The sequence below is a fragment of the Streptomyces sp. NPDC058653 genome (genome assembly GCF_042716895.1).
GTDB lineage: Bacteria > Actinomycetota > Actinomycetes > Streptomycetales > Streptomycetaceae > Streptomyces.
The window spans coordinates 143,715-165,058 of sequence record NZ_JBHXRM010000008.1; the positions used below are offsets into that span (position 1 = coordinate 143,715).

A 21,344-nucleotide genomic window follows, 5' to 3' on the forward strand; every position below is an offset into this window, starting at 1 on the left:
GGACCCGGCTGTCAGCCACTGCGGCCGTCGGCCTGTCTGCCCCTCGGCCGACCCGGCCGCCGGTCGACCCGCGGCGGAAACCGGTCGTCAGGCTCCGGGCCCGGCCTCCGGCGGCCGCGGGCCGCCGCCTCCGAGGCGCAGATGATGGAGCATCAGCAGTCCGGCCGCCATGTTGGCGGCCGGCACCTCGCCGCGCGCGATCATGTCGGGCACGAGCGTGAGCGGTACCCACGCCCGGCGCGAGGACTCGAAGTCGTCCTGGGGGTGGCCGATGTACGTCGCCGAGTCCGACCAGTAGAGATGGTGCCGGGCGTCGGTCAGTCCGTTGGAGGGCTCCACCGTGAGCAGCGGACGGAGGGGGCCCGGCCGCCATCCCGTCTCCTCCTCCATCTCCCGGGCCGCCGCCCGCTCGACGGACTCGCCGTCCTCGACGACGCCCGCCGCGAGTTCCCAGCCCCAGCTGTCGGTGATGAAGCGGTGCCTCCACAGCATCAGCACCTCGTCGGCCTCGTTGACGGCCGTCGCCACGGCCACCGGACGGAGCCGGATGAGGAAGTGGTCCAGATGCCGGCCGTCGGGGAGTTCGACATCCGCCAGATTGACCTGGAACCAGCGATTCTCATACACAGTCTGTTCGCTTAAGTTCGCCCACTGCACGGTAATGCCACCTTCCGGTTGGGGGTTGGCAATATCGCAGCAGCGGCCTCCTCACAGGGGAACGCGCAGGGCTCGTGCGATGAATCCGGCCGCTTCCGTCGCGTCCGCGGAGCCGCTCTCCATCAGTCCCAGCCGCACCAGGTCCATCCGGTCCCTGAGCCGCAGCGACTCCATTCCCCCGGCGCGCTCGGCCATCTCGCGCGCCGTACGGGCCGCCCGGTCCGGCTCGCCCTGCCGCAACTCGATCTGGCTGAGCATCGCGAGCCGGTGCACCCGCCCCCGGTCGTGCGCCGGCGCACCCACCGCCTCGGCGGCGTGCGTCCGCGCGGCCGTCAGCTCGCCGAGGCTCAGCAGGGCCTCGGCCACCTTCACGTTGACCAGCCCCGGCTCGACATAGCCGGTCTCCTCCGGCTCCTGCCCCGGAGTGATCCGGCCCGCCTCCGACTCCGCGCGCCCGATGCACGCCCGCGCCGCGCTCCCGTCGCCGAGCAGAGCGTACGACTTGGCCTGCATCGCGTACAGATCGGCGGCCAGCGCCGGGGTGATCTCCGGTCCCGCCGTCCGCAGCGCCGCCTCGGCGAAGGCCACCGCCTGCCGGTACTCCCCCATGAACAGGGACTGGTTGACCAGCAGCGCGACGGCGTACGCCCCCAGGCCCGCGTCCCCGCTGGCCTTCGCGAGCCGCAGCGCCTGGTGGAAGTAGCGCTGAGCGAGCCCCTGGGCGTCGGAGTCGTACGCGCAGATACCGGCCACCGCCACCAGACCGCCCGTCGCACGGTGCAGTTGACGGCCCGTGGCGTCGCTGTAGCCGCCGCGCAGCAGGGGCGCGGTCTCGGAGTTGAGGAAGCCCACGATCCGCCCGTGGGTCGCGAGACCGCCCGCCCTGCGGTACATCAGCTCGTAGTGCGCCCTGGCCGTCCGCAGCAGTTCGATGTCGGCCGGGCCGACGCGGCTCGGGCCGGTGCGCGAGACATCGGCGTCCTTCGGCGGGTTCTCCCACTCCCAGACCGGCATCACGGCATGCGTACCGGTCACGGCGGGCGCGCCCACCACATGGCCGCGCCGCTGCTGGTCGGAGCGCCACAGCGCGGTGGCCCGCTCCACGAAGACCGAGAGCGTGGCGTCGCGGCCGGGCGTCCCGGGGGCCATGCCCAGGCCGATGTCGTCGAGCGTGAGGGTACGTCCGACGCGCTCACCCAGCACCTGACAGATCAGCTCGGGCACCTGGCCACGTGGCCGCTGTCCCCTCAACCACCGCAGCACGGACGTGTGTTCGTACCGCAGGCCCAGCCCGCACTCCTGTCCGGCCTTGTTGACCCGGGCGGCGAACCCGGCGTGGGACATGCCCGCCTCGTCGATCAGGGCGTCCAGCAGGGTGTTGGGCTGCATCTGCCCCTCCGGAGACTAGGGCAGACAGCGTAATGGAGTGGGACATCGCACGGGGTGTGAACCTAATGCCCGGATCAGGCCGTTGTGCGCCCTGCCCTGCCGGGCGACCGCGGCTGTTGACTGGTCGCCTCGCAAGGAGCGGCCGGGCCGCCGCACTCCCCCTCGTGCGGTTCGGCGGCCCACCCCGTGTCGTCCGCCCCGCCAACCTGCCCTACTCCGCGGCGGGGCGGACGGCCCACCGGCCGCGACAGCGGTTGCGAGGCGGATCGGCGCAGTGTTCGTCCCCCCGGCCTGCGCCGGTATCCGCGAGAGTCCCACCTCACCGAAGAACGGGGCGTGTCCGGACCTGAATCCGGACACGCCCCTCGGTCGTTCAGCCGTCAAGGCCGGTCAGCCGCCATCAGCCGTACGGGTTCACCCGCCGTACGAGTTCAGGCGCCGTACGGGCTCACGCTCCCCGCAGCACCGCCCCCGTGCGCTCGGCGGCCAGCGCGACCGCCGTGTCGCGCGCGGCGGACGCCTCGTCCACGGTCAGCGTCCGGTCGGCGGCGCGGAACCGGAGCGCGTACGCCAGGGACTTGCGCCCCTCGCCCAGCTGCTCACCGGTGAACACGTCGAACAGTCGGAGGGATTCGAGCAGTTCACCCGCGCCCTCGCGGAGCGCCCGCTCCACCTCGGCGGCCGGCACGTCCTCGGCGACGACCAGCGCCACGTCCTGCGTGGCGACCGGGAAGGTCGAGATCCGCGGTGCCCGCAGCGGGCCGGTGCCCGCCCGCTCCACCAGATCCAGTTCGAGCTCCATGGCGCACGTGCGCTCCGGCAGGTTGTATGCCTTGATGACGCGCGGGTGCACCTCACCGGCGTGGCCGACCAGGGTCCGCTCGCCGTCCACCGTGGCGTACAGCGCCGCGCAGCGGCCCGGGTGCCACGGCGCGTACTGCGCGGACTCCACCGTCAGCTCCACGCCCGCCTCGGCCGCGACCGTACGGGCCGCCTCGACCGCGTCGGCCCAGTCGCCGGGACGGCCCGCGCCCCACCAGCCGCCCTGCTCGCGCGCACCGGCGAGCACCACGGCCACATGGCGCGGCTGCCGGGGCAGCGCGGCGTCGAGCGACGCGAGCTGCTCGTCCGTGGGGCGCCGGTCGACGGGCAGTCTGGCCGGTACCTTCTCCTCGCCCGTGGGCCGGAAGACCAGGCCCGACTCGTACAGCGCCAGATCGTGCGAGCCACGGCCGTCGTTACGGCGCAGCGCGCCGAAGAGACCCGGCAGCAGGGTCGTGCGCATGGCGGGCTCGGTGTCGACGAGCGGGTTGACGAGGTCGACCGTACGGCGACGGTCGTCGTCGGCGTCCAGTCCGAGCTGGTCGAGCTGCGCCGTACCGATGAACGGGTAGTTCAGCACCTCGACATAGCCCGCGCCGGCCAGCGCGCGGCCGGCCCTGCGGTGGAGCCGCTGTGTCTCGGTGAGCCCGCGCCCGGCCGGCGGCCGGGGCAGCGTGGAGGGCAGGTTCTCGTACCCCTCCAGCCGGATGACCTCCTCGGCGAGGTCGTTGATCTCGCGCAGGTCGGGGCGCCAGCTCGGGACGGTGACGATCAGCTCGTCCTGTCCCCGCACGTCGCAGCCGACCTGCTGGAGCCTGCGTACGACGGTCTCCCTGCCGTACGCGAGACCCGCCACCCGGTCGGGGTGGTCGGCGGCCATCGTGATGGTGTGCGGCCCGGACGGCGCGACGACCTCGGTGACCCCGGCCTCCGCCGAGCCGCCCGCGAGCAGCACCAGCAGATCGACGGTCCGCTGCGCCGCCGCCGACGCGGCGTGCGGGTCGACACCGCGCTCGAAGCGCTTGGACGCCTCGGAGGCCAGCTTGTGCCGGCGCGCGGTGCGGGCGATCGAGATCGGGTCGAAGTGCGCCGCCTCGATGACGACCTCGGTGGTGCCGCGCGCCGCGCGCTCGGCAGCGGACGAGGAGAGCGGGCTCGGCGCGATCTCGCCGTCGGCGATCTCGGTGTCGGCGCCGCCCATCACGCCGGCGAGTCCGATGGGACCCCGGTCGTCGGTGATGACGAGATCGGCCGCGTCCAGGACGCGCTTGACACCGTCGAGCGTGGTCAGTGCCTCACCCTGCTCGGCACGGCGGACGCCGATCGCGCCCTCCACCCGGTGGCGGTCGTACGCGTGCAGCGGCTGGCCGATCTCCAGCATCACGTAGTTGGTGATGTCGACGGCCAGCGAGATCGGCCGCATCCCGGCCTTCTGGAGCCTGCGCCTGAGCCAGATCGGCGAGCGCGCCTCGGGGTCGAGGCCGGTGACCGTACGGGCGGTGAAGTGGTCGCAGCCGACGGCGTCGGCGATCTCCACGCGGTGGCCGTAGGAGTTCGGGGCGGGTACGTCGAGCAGCGCCGGGTCGCTCAGCGGCAGCCCGTACGCGATGGCGGTCTCGCGGGCGATGCCGCGCATCGACAGGCAGTAGCCGCGGTCGGGTGTGACGGCGATGTCGAGGACCTCGTCGACGAGCTGGAGCAGCTCGATCGCGTCGGTGCCCACCTCGTACTCCGGCGGCAGGACGACGATGCCGCCGCTGCCGTCGTCACCCATGCCCAGCTCCTCGCTGGAGCAGATCATGCCGTGCGAGGTACGGCCGTACGTCTTACGGGCGGAGATCTCGAACCCGCCGGCCAGCACGGCGCCGGGCAGGACGACGACGACCTTGTCGCCGACGGCGAAGTTCCGCGCGCCGCAGATGACTTCCTGCGGCTCGCCCGTGCCGTTGGCGTCGCCGACGTCGAGCGTGCAGAAGCGGATGGGCTTCTTGAACTCCGTCAGCTCCTCGACGGTGAGGACCTTGCCCACGACGAGCGGGCCCTTGAGGCCGGCGCCGAGCTGCTCGACCGTCTCGACCTCGAGACCGGCGGGGACGAGCTTGGCCTGCACGTCGCGGCCGGTCTCGGTGGCCGGCAGGTCCACGTACTCCCGCAGCCAGGAAAGCGGGACGCGCATCAGATCTCCATCCCGAACGGCCGGGTGAACCGGACGTCACCCTCGACCATGTCTCGCATGTCTTCGACGTTGTGGCGGAACATCAGCATCCGCTCGATGCCGAACCCGAAGGCGAATCCGCTGTACTTCTCGGGGTCCACACCGCAGGCGACGAGCACCTTCGGGTTGACCATGCCGCAGCCGCCCAGCTCGATCCAGCCCTCGCTGCCACAGGTGCGGCAGGGCCGGTCCGGGTTGCCGACGGACTCGCCGCGGCAGACGTAGCAGACCATGTCCATCTCGGCGGACGGCTCGGTGAAGGGGAAGAAGTTCGGCCGCAGCCGGGTCTTCATGCCCTCGCCGCCGAAGAGCTCCTGGACCATGTGGTCGAGGGTGCCCTTGAGGTCGGCCATGGTGAGGCCCTCGTCCACGGCGAGCAGTTCGACCTGGTGGAAGACCGGGGTGTGGGTGGCGTCCAGTTCGTCCGTGCGGTAGACGCGCCCCGGGCAGATGACATAGACGGGCGGCTCGCGGTCGAGCATCGCCCGGGCCTGGACCGGCGAGGTGTGCGTACGCAGCACCACCCCGGACTCGTCGCCGGCCGTGCCGTCCCGGTCCTGGACGAAGAAGGTGTCCTGCATCTGGCGCGCCGGGTGGTCGGGCACGAAGTTCAGGGCGTCGAAGTTGTACCACTCCGCCTCGACCTCGGGACCGTCCGCCACCGCGTAGCCCATGGCCGTGAAGATGTCGGCGATGCGCTCCATCAGCGTGGTGAGGGGGTGCCGGGCGCCGGCCGGGACGCGGTCGTACGGCAGCGTGACGTCCACCGCCTCCTCGACCAGCACCCGCGCGTCACGCTCGGCCTCCAGCTCCACCTGCCGGGCGGCGAGGGCCTTGTTCACGGCGGCGCGGGCCTGGCCGACGCGCTTGCCCGCCTCGGCCTTGGCCTGCGGGGGCAGCGCCCCGATCTCACGGTTGGCGAGCGACAGGGGCGAGGTACCACCGGCGTGCGCCGTCTTCGCGTGAGCGAGCGCGTCGAGGTCGCCCGCGGCGGCGAAGGCGGCGAGCGCCTCGTCCCGCATGCGCTCGATCTCTTCCGGTTTCAGCGCCTCGACCTCGACTGGGTCGTACGACTTGTTGGGTGCCGACATCTCTTCCCGTACTTCCGGATAGCTGGGTCCCGACCGGTCGGCCTTCGCGGATCGGCCCGCGGAGACCGACCGGACAGGGCCCAGGCGAAAACGACCCCGCTCGATTTGCCCGAGGACGCAAAGGTGCCAAGGGTCGAGTCTAAAGGCCGTACGGAGTGAACAGGCCCGTGGGCGTCAGACCAGGTAGGCCGGGGCGCCGACGGGCAGGATAAATCGGAACTGGGCACCGCCGCCGGGCCCCCGGCCGACGGTGATCGTCCCGCCGTGGGCCTCGACGATGCCCTTGACGATGTAGAGGCCCAGGCCCGTGCCCCCGCGCTTGCTCCCCCGCCAGAAGCGGGTGAAGACGCGGCTCATCGACTCCTCGGGGATGCCGGCGCCTTCGTCGCTCACGGTGACCGCTGTTCCTTTCGCGCCGCCGTCGGCGTGGGTGTGCTCCGCGTTCGCGTGTTCGGCGTGCTCGTACTCGACATGTTTGACCTGGGCGGGTGCCACCTCGATGGTGACGGTTCCCGCGCCGTGGCGCACCGCGTTTTCCAGCAGATTGCCGAGTATCTGGTCGATCTTGTCGGGATCCGCCCACAGCGCGGGCAGCGGCTGCTGGATACGGACGAGGAACCGCTCGGGGGACTGTCCCGAGGCGGTGATGGACTGGATGTGGCGGCCGACGGCGGTGGCGATGTCGACCGGCTGGCGGCGCACCTCCAGCCGTCCGGAGTCGATGCGCGAGATGTCGAGCAGTTCGGCGATGAGCCGGGTGACACGGTTCGCGTCGGCGTCGACGGTCTCCAGCATCAGCCGCTTCTGGTCGTCGGTGAACCGTTCCCACTTGGCGAGCAGCGTCGCGGTGAACCCCTTCACCGAGGTGAGCGGGGAGCGCAGCTCGTGGGCGACGGTCGCGATCAGCTCGGCATGGCTGCGTTCGGTACGGCGGCGGGCCTCGGTGCCGCGGATGGTGACGACGAGCCTGCGGACGGGCCCCTGCGGGTACTCGCGGACGTAGCGGGCGGAGACCAGGACCTCGCGGCCGCCGGGCAGCAGCAGATTGCGCTCGGGCTGGCCGTAGCGGGTGAGGAGACCGCCGTACGGATCGGTGAGGGCCCACCAGCGGCGGCCTTCGAGGTCTTCGAGGGGCAGGGCCCGCTCCAGCGGGCTGCCGACGGCCTCGGCGGCGACGACGGCGGTGATCCGGGCGGCGGCGGCGTTGAAGCAGATCACGCGGCCCGTCTCGTCGGCGACGACGAGACCGTCGGGGAGGTCGTCGGGATCGATCCCGAAGTCCTGGGAGAGGTCGTGGCCGGGGTCCTCACCGGGCTCCCGGCCGAGGGCCCCGCCCTTGCCGACGCCCCGTGCGGTGTCCCGGCCGAGGCCCGGGGGGCCGGTGCCGCCGGGACCAGGCCTGACGGGTCCCCGTGTGATGGCCGACCCGCTCGCCCCGACCGTCATGCCCGCATCCCACCTCTTCCGAAGAGCACAGTGGGCCCCCGAGTTTCCGGTCACCCTACTCGCTCTCATCGCTCAAGGTGACTGCGCGGACCCCCTCAGCTCACAGTGCGGACACGTTGTGCCCGGGCCGAGGCGTAGAGACATACGGCCGCGGCCGTCGCCAGGTTCAGACTCTCGGCCCTGCCGTGGATCGGGACCCGTACGACGGCGTCCGCCAGCGCCCTCGTCCCGGCCGGCAGCCCCCATGCCTCGTTGCCGAAGATCCAGGCGGTCGGACCGCCCATGGTCCCCGCGTCGAGCTCGTCGTCCAGGTCGTCCTCGCCCGCCCCGTCGGCGGCCAGAATCCGTACGCCCGCGCCCCGCAGGCCCGCCACGGCCTCCTCGACGGGGACGCCGACGGCGACCGGCAGATGGAAGAGCGAACCGACCGACGCCCGGACCGACTTGGGGTTGTAGAGGTCGACGGACGCGTCGGTGAGGACGACGGCGTCGGCGCCCGCGGCGTCGGCGCAGCGCAGCACGGTGCCCGCGTTGCCGGGGTCGCGTACGTGCGCGAGGACGGCGACGAGCCGGGGGCGCACCCGCAGGACGGCCTCGAACGGCGAGTCCAGGAAACGGCAGACGCCGAGCAGCCCCTGCGGGGTGACGGTCTGGGAGACGTCGGCGAGGACGGCCGGGTCGGCGAGGTGCACCCGGGCCCCGGCGGCGCGGGCGGCCTCGACGATGTCGGCGTACCGCTCGGCGGCCTCGACCGTGGTGAACAGCTCGATCAGGGTCGGGACGCCGTCGTCCCCCCGGTGCCCGGCCGCTTCACGTACGGCCTGGGGGCCCTCGGCGATGAACCGGCGTTCCTTGCCCCGGAAGGCGCGTCTGGCCAGCCGCCGGGCGGCGGTGACACGCGGGGAACGCGGAGAGATCAGCTCGGGGGTGCCCATGTGCGGCGGCTCGCTTCGGTTGCGGACGTACGCGCGCGTGGCTGGCGGGGGGCGTACGTGGTCCGGGTACGGGGGTGGAACGCGCCGGACCCGCAGGCGGTGTGCCTGCGGGTCCGGCGGGGAAGTGCTCTGCTCCGTGATCCGTCGAGGATCAGGCGGCGGCCTTCGGGGCGTTGACGTCGCTCGGGAGGGCCTTCTGGGCGACCTCGACGAGCGCGGCGAACGCGGGGGCGTCGTTGACCGCGAGCTCGGCCAGGATCTTGCGGTCCACCTCGATGTTGGCGGCGTTGAGACCCTGGATGAGGCGGTTGTACGTCATCCCGTTCTGGCGGGCGGCGGCGTTGATCCGCTGGATCCACAGCCGACGGAAGTCGCCCTTGCGCTTCTTGCGGTCGTTGTAGTTGTAGACCAGGGAGTGGGTTACCTGCTCCTTGGCCTTGCGGTACAGGCGCGAACGCTGGCCGCGGTAACCCTTGGCCTGCTCGAGAATCGCCCGGCGCTTCTTGTGGGCATTGACTGCCCGCTTGACGCGTGCCACTTGTTAACTCCTTGTAGCTGGGTCACTGGCGTTGACGTGACCCGAGAACGGCGTGGTCGGTATGCGGCCCGGACCCCGCGCCTCGGCGGGGCCCGTGCCTACAGGCCGAGAAGCTTCTTGGCCTTCGCTGCGTCACCCGGGGCCAGCTCCACCGTGCCGGCGAGACGGCGCGTCAGGGTGGACGGCTTGTGCTCCAGGTAGTGGCGACGGCCCGCACGCTGGCGAAGGATCTTGCCGGAGCCGGTCACGCGAAAGCGCTTCTTCGCACCGCTGTGCGTCTTGTTCTTCGGCATAACGCCGTTCTCCTCATCAGTGGCACTCCCCGCCGGCGGGAACCGGCGGGCGGGAGCGTCAGATTGCTGTGAATGGAATCCGGGCGGGACTCCGGGTCGCCTGGCCGGCGGCCCCTGTTGTCACGCGTCGGACGACGACTCGGCCGGAGCCTCGGCGTTGGCCTCCGCACGGGCCTTCGCGGCGTCCGGAGACTCGTCCACGTGGTCGTCGGACGCGTAACCCTGGCGCTCCGCCTTGCGGGCCGCCTGGGCCTCGCGGGCCTCGGCCATGGCTTCGGTCTTCTTCTTGTGCGGGCCCAGAACCATGATCATGTTCCGGCCGTCCTGCTTCGGGTTCGACTCGATGAAGCCGAGCTCCTCGACATCCGAGGCGAGACGCTGGAGCAGCCTGAAGCCCAGTTCGGGGCGGGACTGCTCACGACCACGGAACATGATCGTGATCTTGACCTTGTCACCCTGCTTGAGGAACCGGACGACGTGACCCTTCTTGGTGTCGTAGTCGTGCGGGTCGATCTTCGGCCGGAGCTTCATCTCCTTGATGACCGTGTGCGCCTGGTTCTTGCGCGCCTCACGGGCCTTCATGGCCGACTCGTACTTGAACTTCCCGTAATCCATGAGCTTGCACACGGGCGGACGGGCGGTCGCCGCGACCTCGACCAGGTCCAGGTCGTACTCCTGCGCGAGCTCCAGGGCCTTCGCAAGCGGCACGATGCCGACCTGCTCGCCGCTGGGGCCGACAAGGCGGACCTCGGGAACACGAATCCGGTCGTTAATGCGGGGCTCAGCGCTGATGGATCCTCCTCGGTAGCACCACGCGACTGCCTGGCAGACAGCCACGTAACGTCTGTTTACTCAGACCAACCGTGGGGGGAAACGAAAAATGCCCCGGACGGGACACAGGCGGGAGCTCCATGAATACCGGAACACCGCCGCGTCGAAACCGCGGGGCGAATCGGGTGGTTCCATCGTCCGTACGGAACGATGGTGACCACCTGACCGGTGACCCGCCACCCGTGAGGGCGGCCAGGTGGGAGAACGGAGCCTCCACTTGTGGGTCGGCACACGTGGCCGACCGGTCAACTACAGGATATCAGCACTTGGCACGAATGCTCACCGGCCGGTGCGGGGCGGGCCCGGACGGGGACCGGCTCCCCGGCGCCGCGCGCCCCCCGTCAACTACGCTGAGGGCCTTCCGCACCCCCAGAGAGATGATGCCCCGATGACCGACACACCCCAGTCTCCGTCGCCCGCGAGCTACGACGAGATGACCCGCGACATCGCGGAGGTACCGGCCGTCGAGGTGATCGTGACCGTCGCCGTCAATCTGATGAGCGCGGCGGCGGTGAAGCTCGGTCTCACCGAGGACGGCGGGGAGCACAAGGACCTGGACGAGGCGCGCAAGCTGGTGCACGCGCTGGCGGGGCTGATGGACGCGAGCGCGACGGAGATCAGCTCCTTCCACGCGGCGCCGCTGCGGGACGGGCTCAAATCGCTCCAGCTGGCGTTCCGCGAGGCGTCGCTGGTCCCGGACGAGCCGGGCCAGGGCCCGGGCGAGAAGTACACGGGACCGGTCTACGGCTGAGCGCGCGGAACCTCGCGTACGAAGAGGGGCTCGCCCGGAGGTGAGGCGGCGGCCGGCAGCAGTGCCAGGTCGAGACCGCGCACCAGGCGGGCCCTCAGCACGTCGTGCGCCGCGAGCGCGGAGGCGACACGGCGGACCGCGTCCGCCGGGGCGGCGCCGGGCAGCAGGACGAGGGCGAGGGTGCCGTCGGCCTCGCCGGGGCCGAGATGGGCCCTCAGTACGGAGGGCTCGGCGGCGGCCACCTCCCGGACCGCGGTGACGACGGCCGGATCGTCGAGCGGGTCGGTGCTGGTGCGGCCCTCGGCGAGCGCGAACAGGGCCGGCCCGGCCAGTTCGTAGGGCACGGGCCCCGCCAGGTCGATGACGACGGTGTCCGCCTTCTCGTGCGCGGCCGCGCTCAGCGCCTGGTGCAGGGGTACGGCGACGGGACGCGCCGCCGGGTCCCAGCGGGCCAGCGAGGCCGTCGAGGTGAAGGCGGGCAGCGCGCGCCGGCCGCCGGCCCGGAGGGTGGGGACGGCCATGTCACTGTTCTTCTCGCGCCGCAGCCCGTTCTCGTCCGTCTCGGTCCCGCCGAGGACGGCGACGACGGGGACGAGCAGGCGGGCGCCCCTGAGGGCGGCGAGCACGCGTGGCTCCGCGGTCCGGTCGCCGGACCAGGCGGCGAGTGCCTCCGTGAGGACGGGGTCGGCGGTGCCGTCGTCGTCGGAGAAACCGGAATCGGGAATGTTCTTGAGAGCCACGCGTCGAGCCTAGTGGGCGCGCTCTCGACGCCCGGCGCGGGCACCCGGCAGAATCCTCGGCGGACCGAGGGGGGATCTGTGCGCGCTCCTGGCGAACCGCTCGTCGGCACCACCGACCCGCATGTCACCTACGACGTCGCCGTCCGGGGGACGACCGGTGGCCCGACCATGGCCTACCGCCACGCCCCGGGTCCCACCCATCCGACCGCCAGTGTGGTCAAGCTCGGCATTCTCGCCGCGCTGCTGCTGCGCGCGCAGGACACGGGCCGCGAGCCGGCGCCCCACGAGCACGCGTCGGCCGCCGACATGATCGTGCGCAGCGACAACGACGCCGCCACCGGGCTGTTGAAGGTGGTCGGCGGCCCGGCCGGGCTGGACGCGGCCCATCGGCGCCTCGGGCTGCGCGAGTCGGCGGCGGCGGAGTCCTGGGGTCTCACCCGTACGACCGCGACGGATCAACTGGCGCTGCTGGAGGCCGTGTTCGGCGGAAACACGACACCGCTCTCGGAGCGCTCACGCGCCTTGGTGGCGGGGCTGATGACCCGGGTGGTGCCGGACCAGGCGTGGGGCGTCTCGGCGGCGGGCGGCGCGCCGGCGCTGAAGAACGGCTGGATGCCGCTGAGCGCCACCGGGCTGTGGGTCGTCAACTCGGTCGGCCGGGTCACCGCCGGGGGCCGCGACCTCCTCGTCGCCGTCCTGTCGGGCGGTCATCCCACGAAGGAGGCGGGTATCGCCCTGGTGGAGGAGGCGGCACGGGCCGCCGTCAGCGCGGCCGGCGCAGCCCGCTGATCGGTCCGCCGCGCCAGAGGACCACCGCGCCCGCCAGCAGCAGGGCACCGAGGCCGCCCGCGAGCGGGGCGAGCCAGGCGGCGGGCTCGGACTCCTCCGAGGCGTTGTCGGGGCCCCGGCCGAAGTACCGCTTCGTGTAGCCGGCCGCCCCGCTCTTCGAGTCGGCGCTCGTGGTGGTCGCCCTGCCGGCCGCCTCGATCGCCGCTGCCGGGTCGACGATGCCGTAACCGGTGGAGTCGTCGCGGCCGTTGTCCGGCGCGTCCCGGGCGGTGTCGGCGAGGAGCTTCTTGATCTGGGCGGGTTCGAGCTCGGGGTGGGCCGCGCGTACGAGGGCGACGGCGCCGGAGACGAAGGCGGCGGCGGCGCTGGTGCCCCAGCCTTCGTAGTAGCGCCGGTCGGGGTCCGCTATGACGACGTCGACACCGGGGGCGCTGACGGTGGCGTACCAGCGGCGGGTGGAGAACGCGGCGTGGGTGCCGTAGCGGTCGACCGCCGTCACGGCGATGACGCCGGGGTAGGCGGCCGGGTACGAGACGCGGTCGCCCTTCTCGCCACCGTTGCCCGCCGAGGCGACGACCGCGGCGCCCTTGGAGAGCGCGTACTGGACGGCGGCGTCCTCGGCCGGCTCCGGGTGGGCCGACTCGCTGTCGTCGCCGAGGGAGAGATTGATGACGTCGGCGCCGTTGTCGGCGGCCCAGCGGATGCCGTCGGCGAGTGAACCGCCGCGTGACTTGCGGGCCTTGGCCCGGTCCGGGTCGGTGCCTTCGAGGATCACGCGGACCGGCAGGATCTTCGCCTCCGGGGCGATCCCGAGGACGCCCTCCTCACGGCCGGGGCCGTGTCCGCGGCCCGCGATGATGCCCGCCATGGCCGTGCCGTGGCGGGCCCAGGCCCGGTCGCCGCTCCCCGCGCCGAAGCCGATGAGGTCCTTGCCGGTCAGCACCTGTCCGGCGAGGTCGGGGTGGGTGGGGTCGACGCCGGTGTCGAGCACGGCCACGGTGATGCCCTCGCCCTTGGTGGTGCGCCAGGCGTCGTCCGTGTGCATGGCTTCGAGGGCCCACTGCTGGGCCCGTATGACGTCCGCGTGGGCGGGTGCGGCCGGGACGGCGAGCACGAAGGACGCGGCGGCGAGGGTGACCGCGAGAGGGTGGCGGCAGGATCGGAACAGTCGCGGCGGACGCGCTCCGGGAGCCGGTCGTGCCGTCGGAACCGGTCGTGCGGTCGGAGCCGGTCCTGTCGCGGGAGCCGGTCCGGTCGCCGGTGTCGGTGGCTTCGTCATTCGGGGAGCTCCGTCGCCTTGCTCGCTGTCGTCCGCAGACCGCGCTCGACCCGGTCGGCAATGCCCTTGGCGTCGTGGCCGAGCCCCGCCTGCGCCGCCGCCGTCTTCGCGCCGTCGGCGGTCGCCCTGGCGACGGGCTGCGGGTCGGGGACGGCCCGGCCGTCGGCGAAGCCGGAGACGGCGTACACGACGACGGGGGCCTCGGTGAGGACGTTGACCGTCCAGCTCCCGCGCTGCCCGTCCCCGAAGCCCGCCGCCACCGTGCCCTTCACCGGATAGGTGCGGGGCATCAGGTCGCCGCGCTCGCCGAGCTTCTCGTCGGTGAACCGGGTGTCCAGCGCCTCCATGCCGGCCGGCTCGGCCTCCGTGAAGACCATGCCGACGGTGGTGAGGGTGCTCTGGGTGGCGTCCACATAGGTCGCCCGCAGGACCCGCTCGCAGCCCACCGGGCGCAGCGCCTTGACGAGGAGCGGATCGAGGGCCCTGGTACAGCCGCCGTCGGGTGCCACGGCGACCCTGGTCCAGGTCCGGTCCGCGCCGCCGGGCCCCGCGCCGGGGCCCTTGAGGACGCGCGGGAAGAAGGTGTCGACGGGGGTGCTGTGCCAGAGCGTACGGAGAGGTGCGTAGCCGGCGGCGGTGGCGGGATCGGCGGACGAGTCGCCGGTCAGCCAGCTGCCGGTGACGGCGCCGCCGATCAGACCGAGTCCGAGGACGACGCAGGCGATCGCGGTGGCCGTCCTGGCGGGGCGGCGGGCCGGTACGGGACGCAGTGGGGCGGTGCTGTCGGCGGGGGGCAGGGGTGGCTCGACCGGCCAGCGGTAGGGCGGCGGCGGGAGCGGCCGACGGGCGGCCGGGGGGCGGGTGAGGTCGACGGGCCTGCGGTGGGACGGTGCGGGCGGCGCGGCCGGACGGCGCGGGGTGTCCGGCGAGATCCGGTAGCCGGGGGGCGGTGGCGGGAGCGGGGTGGACGTGCCCGCGGGGGCGAAGGCCGACGCCGAGGGGGGTGGTGTCGCGGGGGGCCGACCGGGGCGGGGCGGGAGGGCGCCTGTGGGCGGGGCCGGGGGTACGGGGCGCAGCCGGGCCGTGTCGTCGTCGGGCGGCAGGGTGGTCCGGGGGGCCGTTCGCCGGGCCGACGGGCGGGGTGCGGGCGGGCGTTCCGCCGAGGGGCGCTGCGGGGGCGGTCCGGCCGGGCGCGGGGGTATGCCGGGCTTCCCGCCGGAGGACCTGCCGGGTGTTCCGGTTGCCCCGGCGGGCGTCGCGCCCGGCGCTTCGGGGGGCCTGGTGCCGGGGCTCGCGGCGGATCGCGGGGCCGGGGGCCCCGACGGTGGCGGTGGTGCGGCGGGGGCGGGGAAAGCGGGCCTCGCCGGTACGGGCGGCGGCGTTCCGGTGCCGGGGTTCTCCGCGCGGGACGTATCGGCGCGGGATGTGTCGGCGCGGTCGGAACCGGTGGGTTCGTCGCGGCCCGCGACGGGCCGGGCGAGCGGGGGTCCCGACGGTGGCGGTGGGCCGGCGGGGCGGGGCGGCAAGGGCGCGCGCCGCGCTTCGGTACTCATCCGCCCCCCTGTGATCACGGCCTTGTCCACCGCGGATCGCCGGACGGGGCAGGCCCGTTCGTCGCCGCGTGGGCGTCACTCTACGGGCTGGGGAGCACCGCGCGGGAACAGGTCCGCAGGTCGGGGGCGGATCTGACCAGAACATCCCCCTACCGTCGGGTAAGCCCGTCTGGCAAGCTCGGAAGATGACTCCCCGCGCCGCCGACCGGGCCCGGTTCGACCGGGCCACCGCACATCTGGACGCCCCGCTCGCCGTGGTCGACCTTGAGGCCTTCGACGCCAACGCGGACGATCTCGTCCGCAGGGCGGGAGGCAAACCGATCCGGGTGGCCAGCAAATCGGTGCGGTGCCGGGCGCTGTTGGAGCGGGTCCTAGCGCGCGACGGCTTCGCGGGCATCATGTCGTTCACGCTGGCGGAGTCGCTGTGGCTGGCGCGCGCCGGTTTCGAGGACGTGCTGCTCGCCTATCCGTCCGTCGACCGGGGCGCGTTCGCCGAGCTCGCGGCCGATCCGAAGCTGGCCGCGGCCGTGACCGTGATGATCGACGATCCGGCGCAGCTCGACCTCGTGGACCTCTCCCGGGCGGGTGGCACCGAGGAGATCAGGGTCTGTCTGGAGCTGGACACGGCGCTCCGTCTCCTCGGCGGCCGGGTCAGGATCGGGGCCCGGCGCTCACCTCTGCGGGAGCCGGGGCAACTGGCGGAGCTGGCCAGGTCGATCGCCCGCAGGCCCGGTTTCCGGCTGGTGGGGCTGATGGCGTACGAGGGTCATGTCGCCGGTGTCGGTGACGCGGTCGTGGGCCGGCCGCTGCGCTCGCGCGCGGTGCGGCTGATGCAGTCCGCGGCGCGCAAGGAGCTGGCCGAGCGGCGGCGGGCCGTGGTGCGGGCGGTGCGGCTGGTGGCGCCGGAGCTGGAGTTCGTCAACGGCGGCGGCACGGGCAGTGTGCAGCACACGGCGGCCGAGGACTCGGTGACGGAGATCGCCGCCGGGTCGGGCCTGTACGTGCCGAGGCTGTTCGACAACTACACCTCGTTCAGGGGCCGTCCGGCCGCGCTCTTCGCGCAGCCGGTGGTGCGCAGGCCGGCTGTCGGTGTGGTGACGGTGCTCGGCGGCGGCTATCCGGCGTCCGGCGCGCCCGGCCGGGACCGGCTGCCGGAGCCGTATCTGCCGGAGGGTTTGCGGTACGACGCCCAGGAGGGCGCGGGCGAGGTGCAGACCCCGCTGCTGGGCTCGGCCGCCGACGACCTGCTGATCGGCGACCGGGTGTGGTTCCGGCACGCCAAGGCCGGGGAGCTGTGCGAGCGCTTCGACGAGCTGCGACTGATCGAGGGCGACCGGGTGACGGCGACGGTGCCGACGTACCGGGGCGAGGGGCGTACGTACCTCTGAGGCGTCCGCGAGGGCTCAGGACGGGCCGATGGAGCTGCCGACGCCGCCCGTGCCGTCCCCGATCGTGCGGATGCCCTTGGTGATCGTGTCCATCCCGCCGACGGGCGGGGCCTTGGGGCCCGCGTCGAAGGCGAAGCGGACGATGACGAGTGATCCGGCGCCGATGGCGGAGGGGAAGGCCAGCGACTGGACGTAACCCCCCGCTCCCTTGCCGGTCGTGACCTTCCAGCGCACCAGATAGCCGGGGCGTCCGGTGACGGAGACGGCCTCGGACTTCACGACGGTGTGCGAGGTGACGTTGCCGTAGGGGGCGTTGCCGATGGAGTCCTCGTCGTACAGGGCGTCGGAGGCGTCCTGGATGTCCTCCTTGGCGAGGGCCTCGGGGCTGTCCGCGTCGGTCTGGGTGGCGGTGAAGGACATGACCCTGGCGTAGTGGCAGTACCGGTTGGTCTGCCCGGGGCACTCGTAGTCGTCCACGGTCGTCATGGTGACCGAGCGGTCCACGAGGCTGTCCGACTTCTCCCAGTCGTCGGGGATGGGCAGTGTGATGCCGTTGAGCTGGTCGACGAGGACGTCGGGGTCGGCGCTCTCCTCGGGGGTGGGGGTGGGGCTCTCGCCGCCGCCTGTCGGCCCGGGCGCGGGTTCGTCATCGCTCTCGGCGGACACGGGCTCGGCCTTCGTCCCGTCGTCGCCGAGCAGCGTGACGCCGGCGACGATCGCGACGACGAGCACGAGCCCGGCGGCCACGGCGGCGACGAGCCGGCCACGACCGCCCGGGCCGCCGCCCGTGGGGCCGCTGGGCGTGAGGGGCATCGTCCGCGGCTGCTGGTACGGCGGTTGGTGACCCTGCTGGTACGGGGCGGGAGCGGCGGCCCCGCCGAGCGGCCGGGTGTGCGCGGTCCAGCCGGTCCCGTCCCACCAGCGCTCCGTGCCGGGCACGCCGTGGTCCGCGTACCAGCCGGGCGGCGTCGTCATGCTCATCCCGCCACCTTAGGGCGTGCCCGGCGCACCCCGCAGGGGGCCTACAGGGGCGTCACGTACGCCCCGCCGATGCCGCCGTCGACCATGAAATCCGTGGCGTTGACGAACGACGCGTCGTCGCTCGCCAGGAACGCCACCGCCGCCGCGATCTCCTCCGCCTCGGCGAACCTCCCGCCCGGGATGTGCACCAGCCGCCGTGCCGCCCGCTCGGGGTCGCTCGCGAACAGCTCGCGCAGCAAAGGGGTGTTGACCGGCCCCGGGCAGAGCGCGTTGACCCGGATGCCCTCCCGGGCGAACTGCACGCCCAGCTCGCGCGACATGGCGAGCACACCTCCTTTGGAGGCGGTGTACGAGATCTGGCTGGTGGCCGCTCCCATGGTCGCCACGAACGACGCGGTGTTGATGATCGATCCGCGCCGCTGCTGCCGCATGTAGGGGATGACGGCCTTGCAGCACAGGTACACGGAGGTGAGGTTGACCTCTTGGACCCGGCGCCAGGCGTCGATGCCGGTGGTGAGGATGGAGTCGTCCTCGGGTGGCGAGATGCCCGCGTTGTTGAACGCGACGTCCACGCTGCCGTAGGTGTCGAACGCCTTCTTGAAGAGGGCGTCGACCGCTTCCGCGTCGGTGACGTCGACCTGTACGAAGATGCCGCCCACCTCGTCGGCGACCGCCTTGCCCGCGGGGGCGTCGATGTCGCCGCAGACGACGTGCGCGCCTTCGGAGGCGAGCCGGCGCGCGGTGGCCAGACCGATGCCGCTGCCCGCGCCGGTGACGACGGCGGTGCGGCCGACCAGTCGGCGGCAGACGGGCGCCTCGGCGCTGCGGTTGGTCTCGTCGGGCATGGGTCAGGCCTCCGTACTGATGAAGATGTTCTTGGTCTCGGTGAACGCGGTGAGGGCGTCGGGGCCCAGCTCCCGGCCGACGCCGGACTGTTTGTAGCCGCCGAAGGGTGTCGAGTACCGCACACTGCTGTGGGAGTTGACGGACAGGTTGCCGGCGGCGACGGCGCGCGAGACGCGCAGCGCGCGGCCGATGTCGCGGGTCCAGAGGGAGCCGGAGAGCCCGTACTCGGTGTCGTTGGCGAGGCGGATCGCGTCCTCCTCGTCGTCGAACGGGATCACGACGGCGACGGGGCCGAAGATCTCCTCGGTGAGGGCGGGGTCGTCGGCGGGTACGTCGGTGAGGACGGTCGGCGGGAACCAGAAGCCGGGCCCGTCGGGCGCGCTGCCCCGCAGGGCCGCCCGGTCCTCGGGGACGTAACCGCGTACCCGCTCCAGCTGGGTGCGCGAGATCAGCGGGCCCATCTGGGTCTTCTCGTCCGACGGGTCGCCGACGACGACGGACCGCACGGCGGGGGCGAGGAGTTCGAGGAACCGGTCGTACGCGGTGCGCTGGACGAGGATGCGGGTGCGGGCGCAGCAGTCCTGTCCGGCGTTGTCCAGGAAGGCCATGGGCGCCTGCGCCGCCGCCCGCTCGACATCGGCGTCCGCGAAGACGATGTTGGGGCTCTTGCCGCCGAGTTCGAGGGTCACGCGCTTCACGAGCCGCGCGCCGCTTGCCATGATCTCCTTGCCGACCCGGGTCGAGCCGGTGAAGACGATCTTCGCGACGCCCGGGTGCTCGACCAGCGCCCGGCCCGCGACGTCCCCCGCGCCCGGCAGGACCTGGAACAGCTGCTCCGGCAGGCCCGCCTCCAGGGCGAGTTCGGCCAGGCGCAGCGCGGTCAGCGGGGTGGTCTCGGCCGGCTTGAGGAGTACGGCGTTGCCCGCCGCCAGAGCGGGTGCGGCGGCCCAGGCGGCGATGGGCATCGGGAAGTTCCAGGGCGCGATGACGCCGACGACGCCGAGCGGTTCGAGAAGGGTGATGTCGAGCCCGCCGGCGACCGGGATCTGACGTCCCGTCAGACGCTCCACTCCCCCGGCGGCGTAGTCGAGGAGATCGCGGACGTTGCCCGCCTCCCAGCGCGCGTTGCCGAGGGTGTGGCCGGCCTCCCGGACCTCCAGCCGGGCGAGTTCCTCGAGGTGGCCGTCGACCACGGCGGCGAACCGGCGCAGCAGGCGCGCGCGGTCGGCGGGGGCGGCTCCGGCCCATCCGCGCTGGGCGGCGGCGGCCCGTACGACCGCCGCGTCGACGTCGGCGACGCCGGTCGCCGGGACGGTGGCGATGACCTCCTCGGTCGCCGGGTCGAGGATCTGGTGGGCGTGGGGCGGCTGGTCGGGCACGGGTCGTCTCCTCACATGCGTTCGAAGGAGCGGCGGAGCTCCCAGTCGGTCACGGCGGCGTCGTAGGCGGCCAGTTCGACACGGGCCAGATTGAGGTAGTGGGCGACGACCTCGTCCCCGAAGGCGGCCTTGGCGATGGGGCTGTGCTCCCAGAGCTCGGCGGCCTCGCGCAGGGTGGTGGGGACCTGCTCGTACCCGGAGGTGTACGCGTTCCCGGTGCACGGCTCGGGGAGTTCGAGCTGCTGCTCGATGCCGTGGAGGCCCGCGGCGACCAGTCCGGCCACGGCCAGGTGCGGGTTGACGTCGCCGCCTGGCAGCCGGTTCTCGAAGCGGGTGGAGCGGCCGTGGCCGACGACCCTCAGGGCGCAGGTGCGGTTGTCGGCGCCCCACGCGACGGCCGTGGGGGCGAAGGAGCCGGGCGCGAAGCGTTTGTAGGAGTTGATGTTCGGCGCGTACAGCAGGGAGAAGTCGCGCAGCGCGGCGAGCTGGCCCGCGAGGAAGTGGCGCATCACGGGCGACATGCCGTGGGCGTCGTCGCCGGCCATGACGTTCGTGCCGGGCTCGTCGGCGGACTGGAGCGAGAGATGGATGTGGCAGGAGTTGCCCTCGCGTTCGTTGTACTTGGCCATGAACGTGAGCGAGACCCCCTCCTGCGAGGCGATCTCCTTGGCGCCGGTCTTGTAGATGGCGTGCTGGTCGCAGGTGAGCAGGGCCTCGTCGTAACGGAAGACGATCTCGTGCTGGCCCGGATTGCACTCGCCCTTGGCGGACTCGACGGTCAGTCCGGCGGCGGTCATGTCGTTGCGGATCCGGCGCAGCAGCGGCTCGATACGGCCGGTGCCGAGGACGGAGTAGTCGATGTTGTACTGGTTGGCGGGGGTGAGCCCGCGGTAGCCGCTGTCCCAGGCCTGCTCGAAGGTGTCCTTGAACACGATGAACTCGAGTTCGGTGCCGACGTGCGCGGTGTAGCCGCGCCCGGCCAGCCGCTCCAGCTGCCGGCGCAGGATCTGGCGGGGCGCCGCGACGACCGGTGAGCCGTCGTTCCAGGCGAGGTCGGCGATGAGCATCGCCGTGCCCTCGTTCCAGGGGACGCGGCGCAGTGTCGCCAGGTCGGGGTGCATGGCGAAGTCGCCGTAGCCGCGGTCCCAGGACGCCATCGCGTAGCCGTCGACGGTGTTGAGCTCGACGTCGACGGCGAGCAGGTAGTTGCAGCCCTCGGTGCCGTGTTCCAGTACCTCTTCGAGGAAGAACGGAGCGGCGAACCGCTTGCCCTGGAGTCTGCCCTGCATGTCGGGGAAGGCCAGGACGACGGTGTCGATCTCGCCGCCCGCCACAAGGGCGCGCAGCTCCTCGACGGAGAGTGGGGGGGTGCGGTCTGCCACGGGGCAACTCCTCCATAGGCCAGCCGGGGACCTTAAGGT

The 21,344-nt window shown here is 72.8% G+C and carries 19 protein-coding genes; 3 read left to right on the forward strand and 16 right to left on the reverse strand.

Features of this window, described 5'->3' with window-relative positions:
- Positions 1–87 precede the first annotated feature (87 nt).
- From ACFWU9_RS10045 to infC, 9 genes are all read right to left on the reverse strand, one after another.
- Positions 88–657 carry an NUDIX hydrolase gene (locus tag ACFWU9_RS10045; protein ID WP_384316204.1) on the reverse strand — a complete coding sequence of 190 codons (570 nt, stop codon included), beginning with the start codon at positions 655–657 and terminating at the stop codon, positions 88–90.
- A gap of 51 nt (positions 658–708) precedes the next feature.
- Positions 709–2,046: a tetratricopeptide repeat protein gene (locus ACFWU9_RS10050; protein WP_384316206.1), complete on the reverse strand. Its 1,338-nt coding sequence runs from the start codon at positions 2,044–2,046 to the stop codon at positions 709–711.
- Positions 2,047–2,494: 448 nt separating this feature from the next.
- Entirely contained in the window at positions 2,495–5,044 is a 2,550-nt protein-coding gene (gene pheT, locus ACFWU9_RS10055) for a phenylalanine--tRNA ligase subunit beta (RefSeq protein ID WP_384316208.1), read from the reverse strand.
- On the reverse strand, positions 5,044–6,174 hold the full coding sequence (gene pheS / locus ACFWU9_RS10060; protein ID WP_384316210.1) for a phenylalanine--tRNA ligase subunit alpha: 1,131 nt from the start codon (positions 6,172–6,174) through the stop codon (positions 5,044–5,046). Before pheS ends, pheT begins: the two co-directional genes overlap by 1 nt.
- Positions 6,175–6,348: 174 nt before the next feature.
- Positions 6,349–7,620: an ATP-binding protein gene (locus ACFWU9_RS10065; RefSeq protein ID WP_384316212.1), complete on the reverse strand. Its 1,272-nt coding sequence runs from the start codon at positions 7,618–7,620 to the stop codon at positions 6,349–6,351.
- 95 nt (positions 7,621–7,715) lie between these two features.
- On the reverse strand, positions 7,716–8,555 hold the full coding sequence (locus tag ACFWU9_RS10070; protein ID WP_384316214.1) for a TrmH family RNA methyltransferase: 840 nt from the start codon (positions 8,553–8,555) through the stop codon (positions 7,716–7,718).
- Positions 8,556–8,706: 151 nt separating this feature from the next.
- Positions 8,707–9,093, reverse strand: a complete 387-nt coding sequence (gene rplT / locus ACFWU9_RS10075) for a 50S ribosomal protein L20 (RefSeq protein ID WP_384316216.1) — start codon at positions 9,091–9,093, stop codon at positions 8,707–8,709.
- A 98-nt stretch (positions 9,094–9,191) separates the two neighbouring features.
- Complete coding sequence (gene rpmI / locus ACFWU9_RS10080; protein ID WP_078078233.1) at positions 9,192–9,386, reverse strand: 50S ribosomal protein L35; 195 nt, start codon at positions 9,384–9,386, stop codon at positions 9,192–9,194.
- 120 nt (positions 9,387–9,506) lie between these two features.
- Complete coding sequence (gene infC, locus ACFWU9_RS10085; protein ID WP_384316220.1) at positions 9,507–10,223, reverse strand: translation initiation factor IF-3; 717 nt, start codon at positions 10,221–10,223, stop codon at positions 9,507–9,509.
- A gap of 382 nt (positions 10,224–10,605) precedes the next feature.
- On the opposite strand from infC, the gene ACFWU9_RS10090 reads away from it, so the two are divergent.
- Entirely contained in the window at positions 10,606–10,968 is a 363-nt protein-coding gene (locus ACFWU9_RS10090; protein ID WP_384316222.1) for a DUF1844 domain-containing protein, read from the forward strand.
- On the opposite strand, the gene ACFWU9_RS10095 is transcribed toward ACFWU9_RS10090, so the two are convergent.
- Entirely contained in the window at positions 10,959–11,708 is a 750-nt protein-coding gene (locus ACFWU9_RS10095) for an SseB family protein (protein ID WP_384316224.1), read from the reverse strand. The two genes, ACFWU9_RS10090 and ACFWU9_RS10095, sit on opposite strands and share 10 nt — an antisense overlap.
- 78 nt (positions 11,709–11,786) lie before the next feature.
- Between ACFWU9_RS10095 and ACFWU9_RS10100 the strand changes: the two genes are divergently transcribed.
- A complete protein-coding gene (locus ACFWU9_RS10100; protein ID WP_384316226.1) occupies positions 11,787–12,497 on the forward strand; it encodes a serine hydrolase in 711 nt (236 codons plus the stop codon).
- On the opposite strand, the gene mycP is transcribed toward ACFWU9_RS10100, so the two are convergent.
- Positions 12,472–13,776, reverse strand: a complete 1,305-nt coding sequence (gene mycP / locus ACFWU9_RS10105) for a type VII secretion-associated serine protease mycosin (protein WP_384316228.1) — start codon at positions 13,774–13,776, stop codon at positions 12,472–12,474. The two genes, ACFWU9_RS10100 and mycP, sit on opposite strands and share 26 nt — an antisense overlap.
- A complete protein-coding gene (locus tag ACFWU9_RS10110) occupies positions 13,773–15,329 on the reverse strand; it encodes a hypothetical protein (RefSeq protein ID WP_384316230.1) in 1,557 nt (518 codons plus the stop codon). Before ACFWU9_RS10110 ends, mycP begins: the two co-directional genes overlap by 4 nt.
- Before the next feature lie 185 nt (positions 15,330–15,514).
- Here ACFWU9_RS10110 and ACFWU9_RS10115 point away from each other — a divergent pair, with 185 nt between their 5' ends.
- Complete coding sequence (locus tag ACFWU9_RS10115) at positions 15,515–16,717, forward strand: amino acid deaminase/aldolase (RefSeq protein WP_384316232.1); 1,203 nt, start codon at positions 15,515–15,517, stop codon at positions 16,715–16,717.
- Positions 16,718–16,732: 15 nt separating this feature from the next.
- On the opposite strand, the gene ACFWU9_RS10120 is transcribed toward ACFWU9_RS10115, so the two are convergent.
- From ACFWU9_RS10120 to ACFWU9_RS10135, 4 genes are read right to left on the reverse strand one after another with little or no spacing between them, the layout of a single operon-like run.
- Entirely contained in the window at positions 16,733–17,698 is a 966-nt protein-coding gene (locus ACFWU9_RS10120; protein WP_384316234.1) for a DUF2510 domain-containing protein, read from the reverse strand.
- Between the two features lie 41 nt (positions 17,699–17,739).
- Complete coding sequence (locus ACFWU9_RS10125) at positions 17,740–18,543, reverse strand: 3-oxoacyl-ACP reductase (RefSeq protein WP_384316236.1); 804 nt, start codon at positions 18,541–18,543, stop codon at positions 17,740–17,742.
- Between the two features lie 3 nt (positions 18,544–18,546).
- Positions 18,547–19,923: an aldehyde dehydrogenase family protein gene (locus ACFWU9_RS10130; protein ID WP_384316238.1), complete on the reverse strand. Its 1,377-nt coding sequence runs from the start codon at positions 19,921–19,923 to the stop codon at positions 18,547–18,549.
- Between the two features lie 11 nt (positions 19,924–19,934).
- A complete protein-coding gene (locus ACFWU9_RS10135) occupies positions 19,935–21,305 on the reverse strand; it encodes a glutamine synthetase family protein (protein ID WP_384316240.1) in 1,371 nt (456 codons plus the stop codon).
- Between the last annotated feature and the right edge of the window lie 39 nt (positions 21,306–21,344).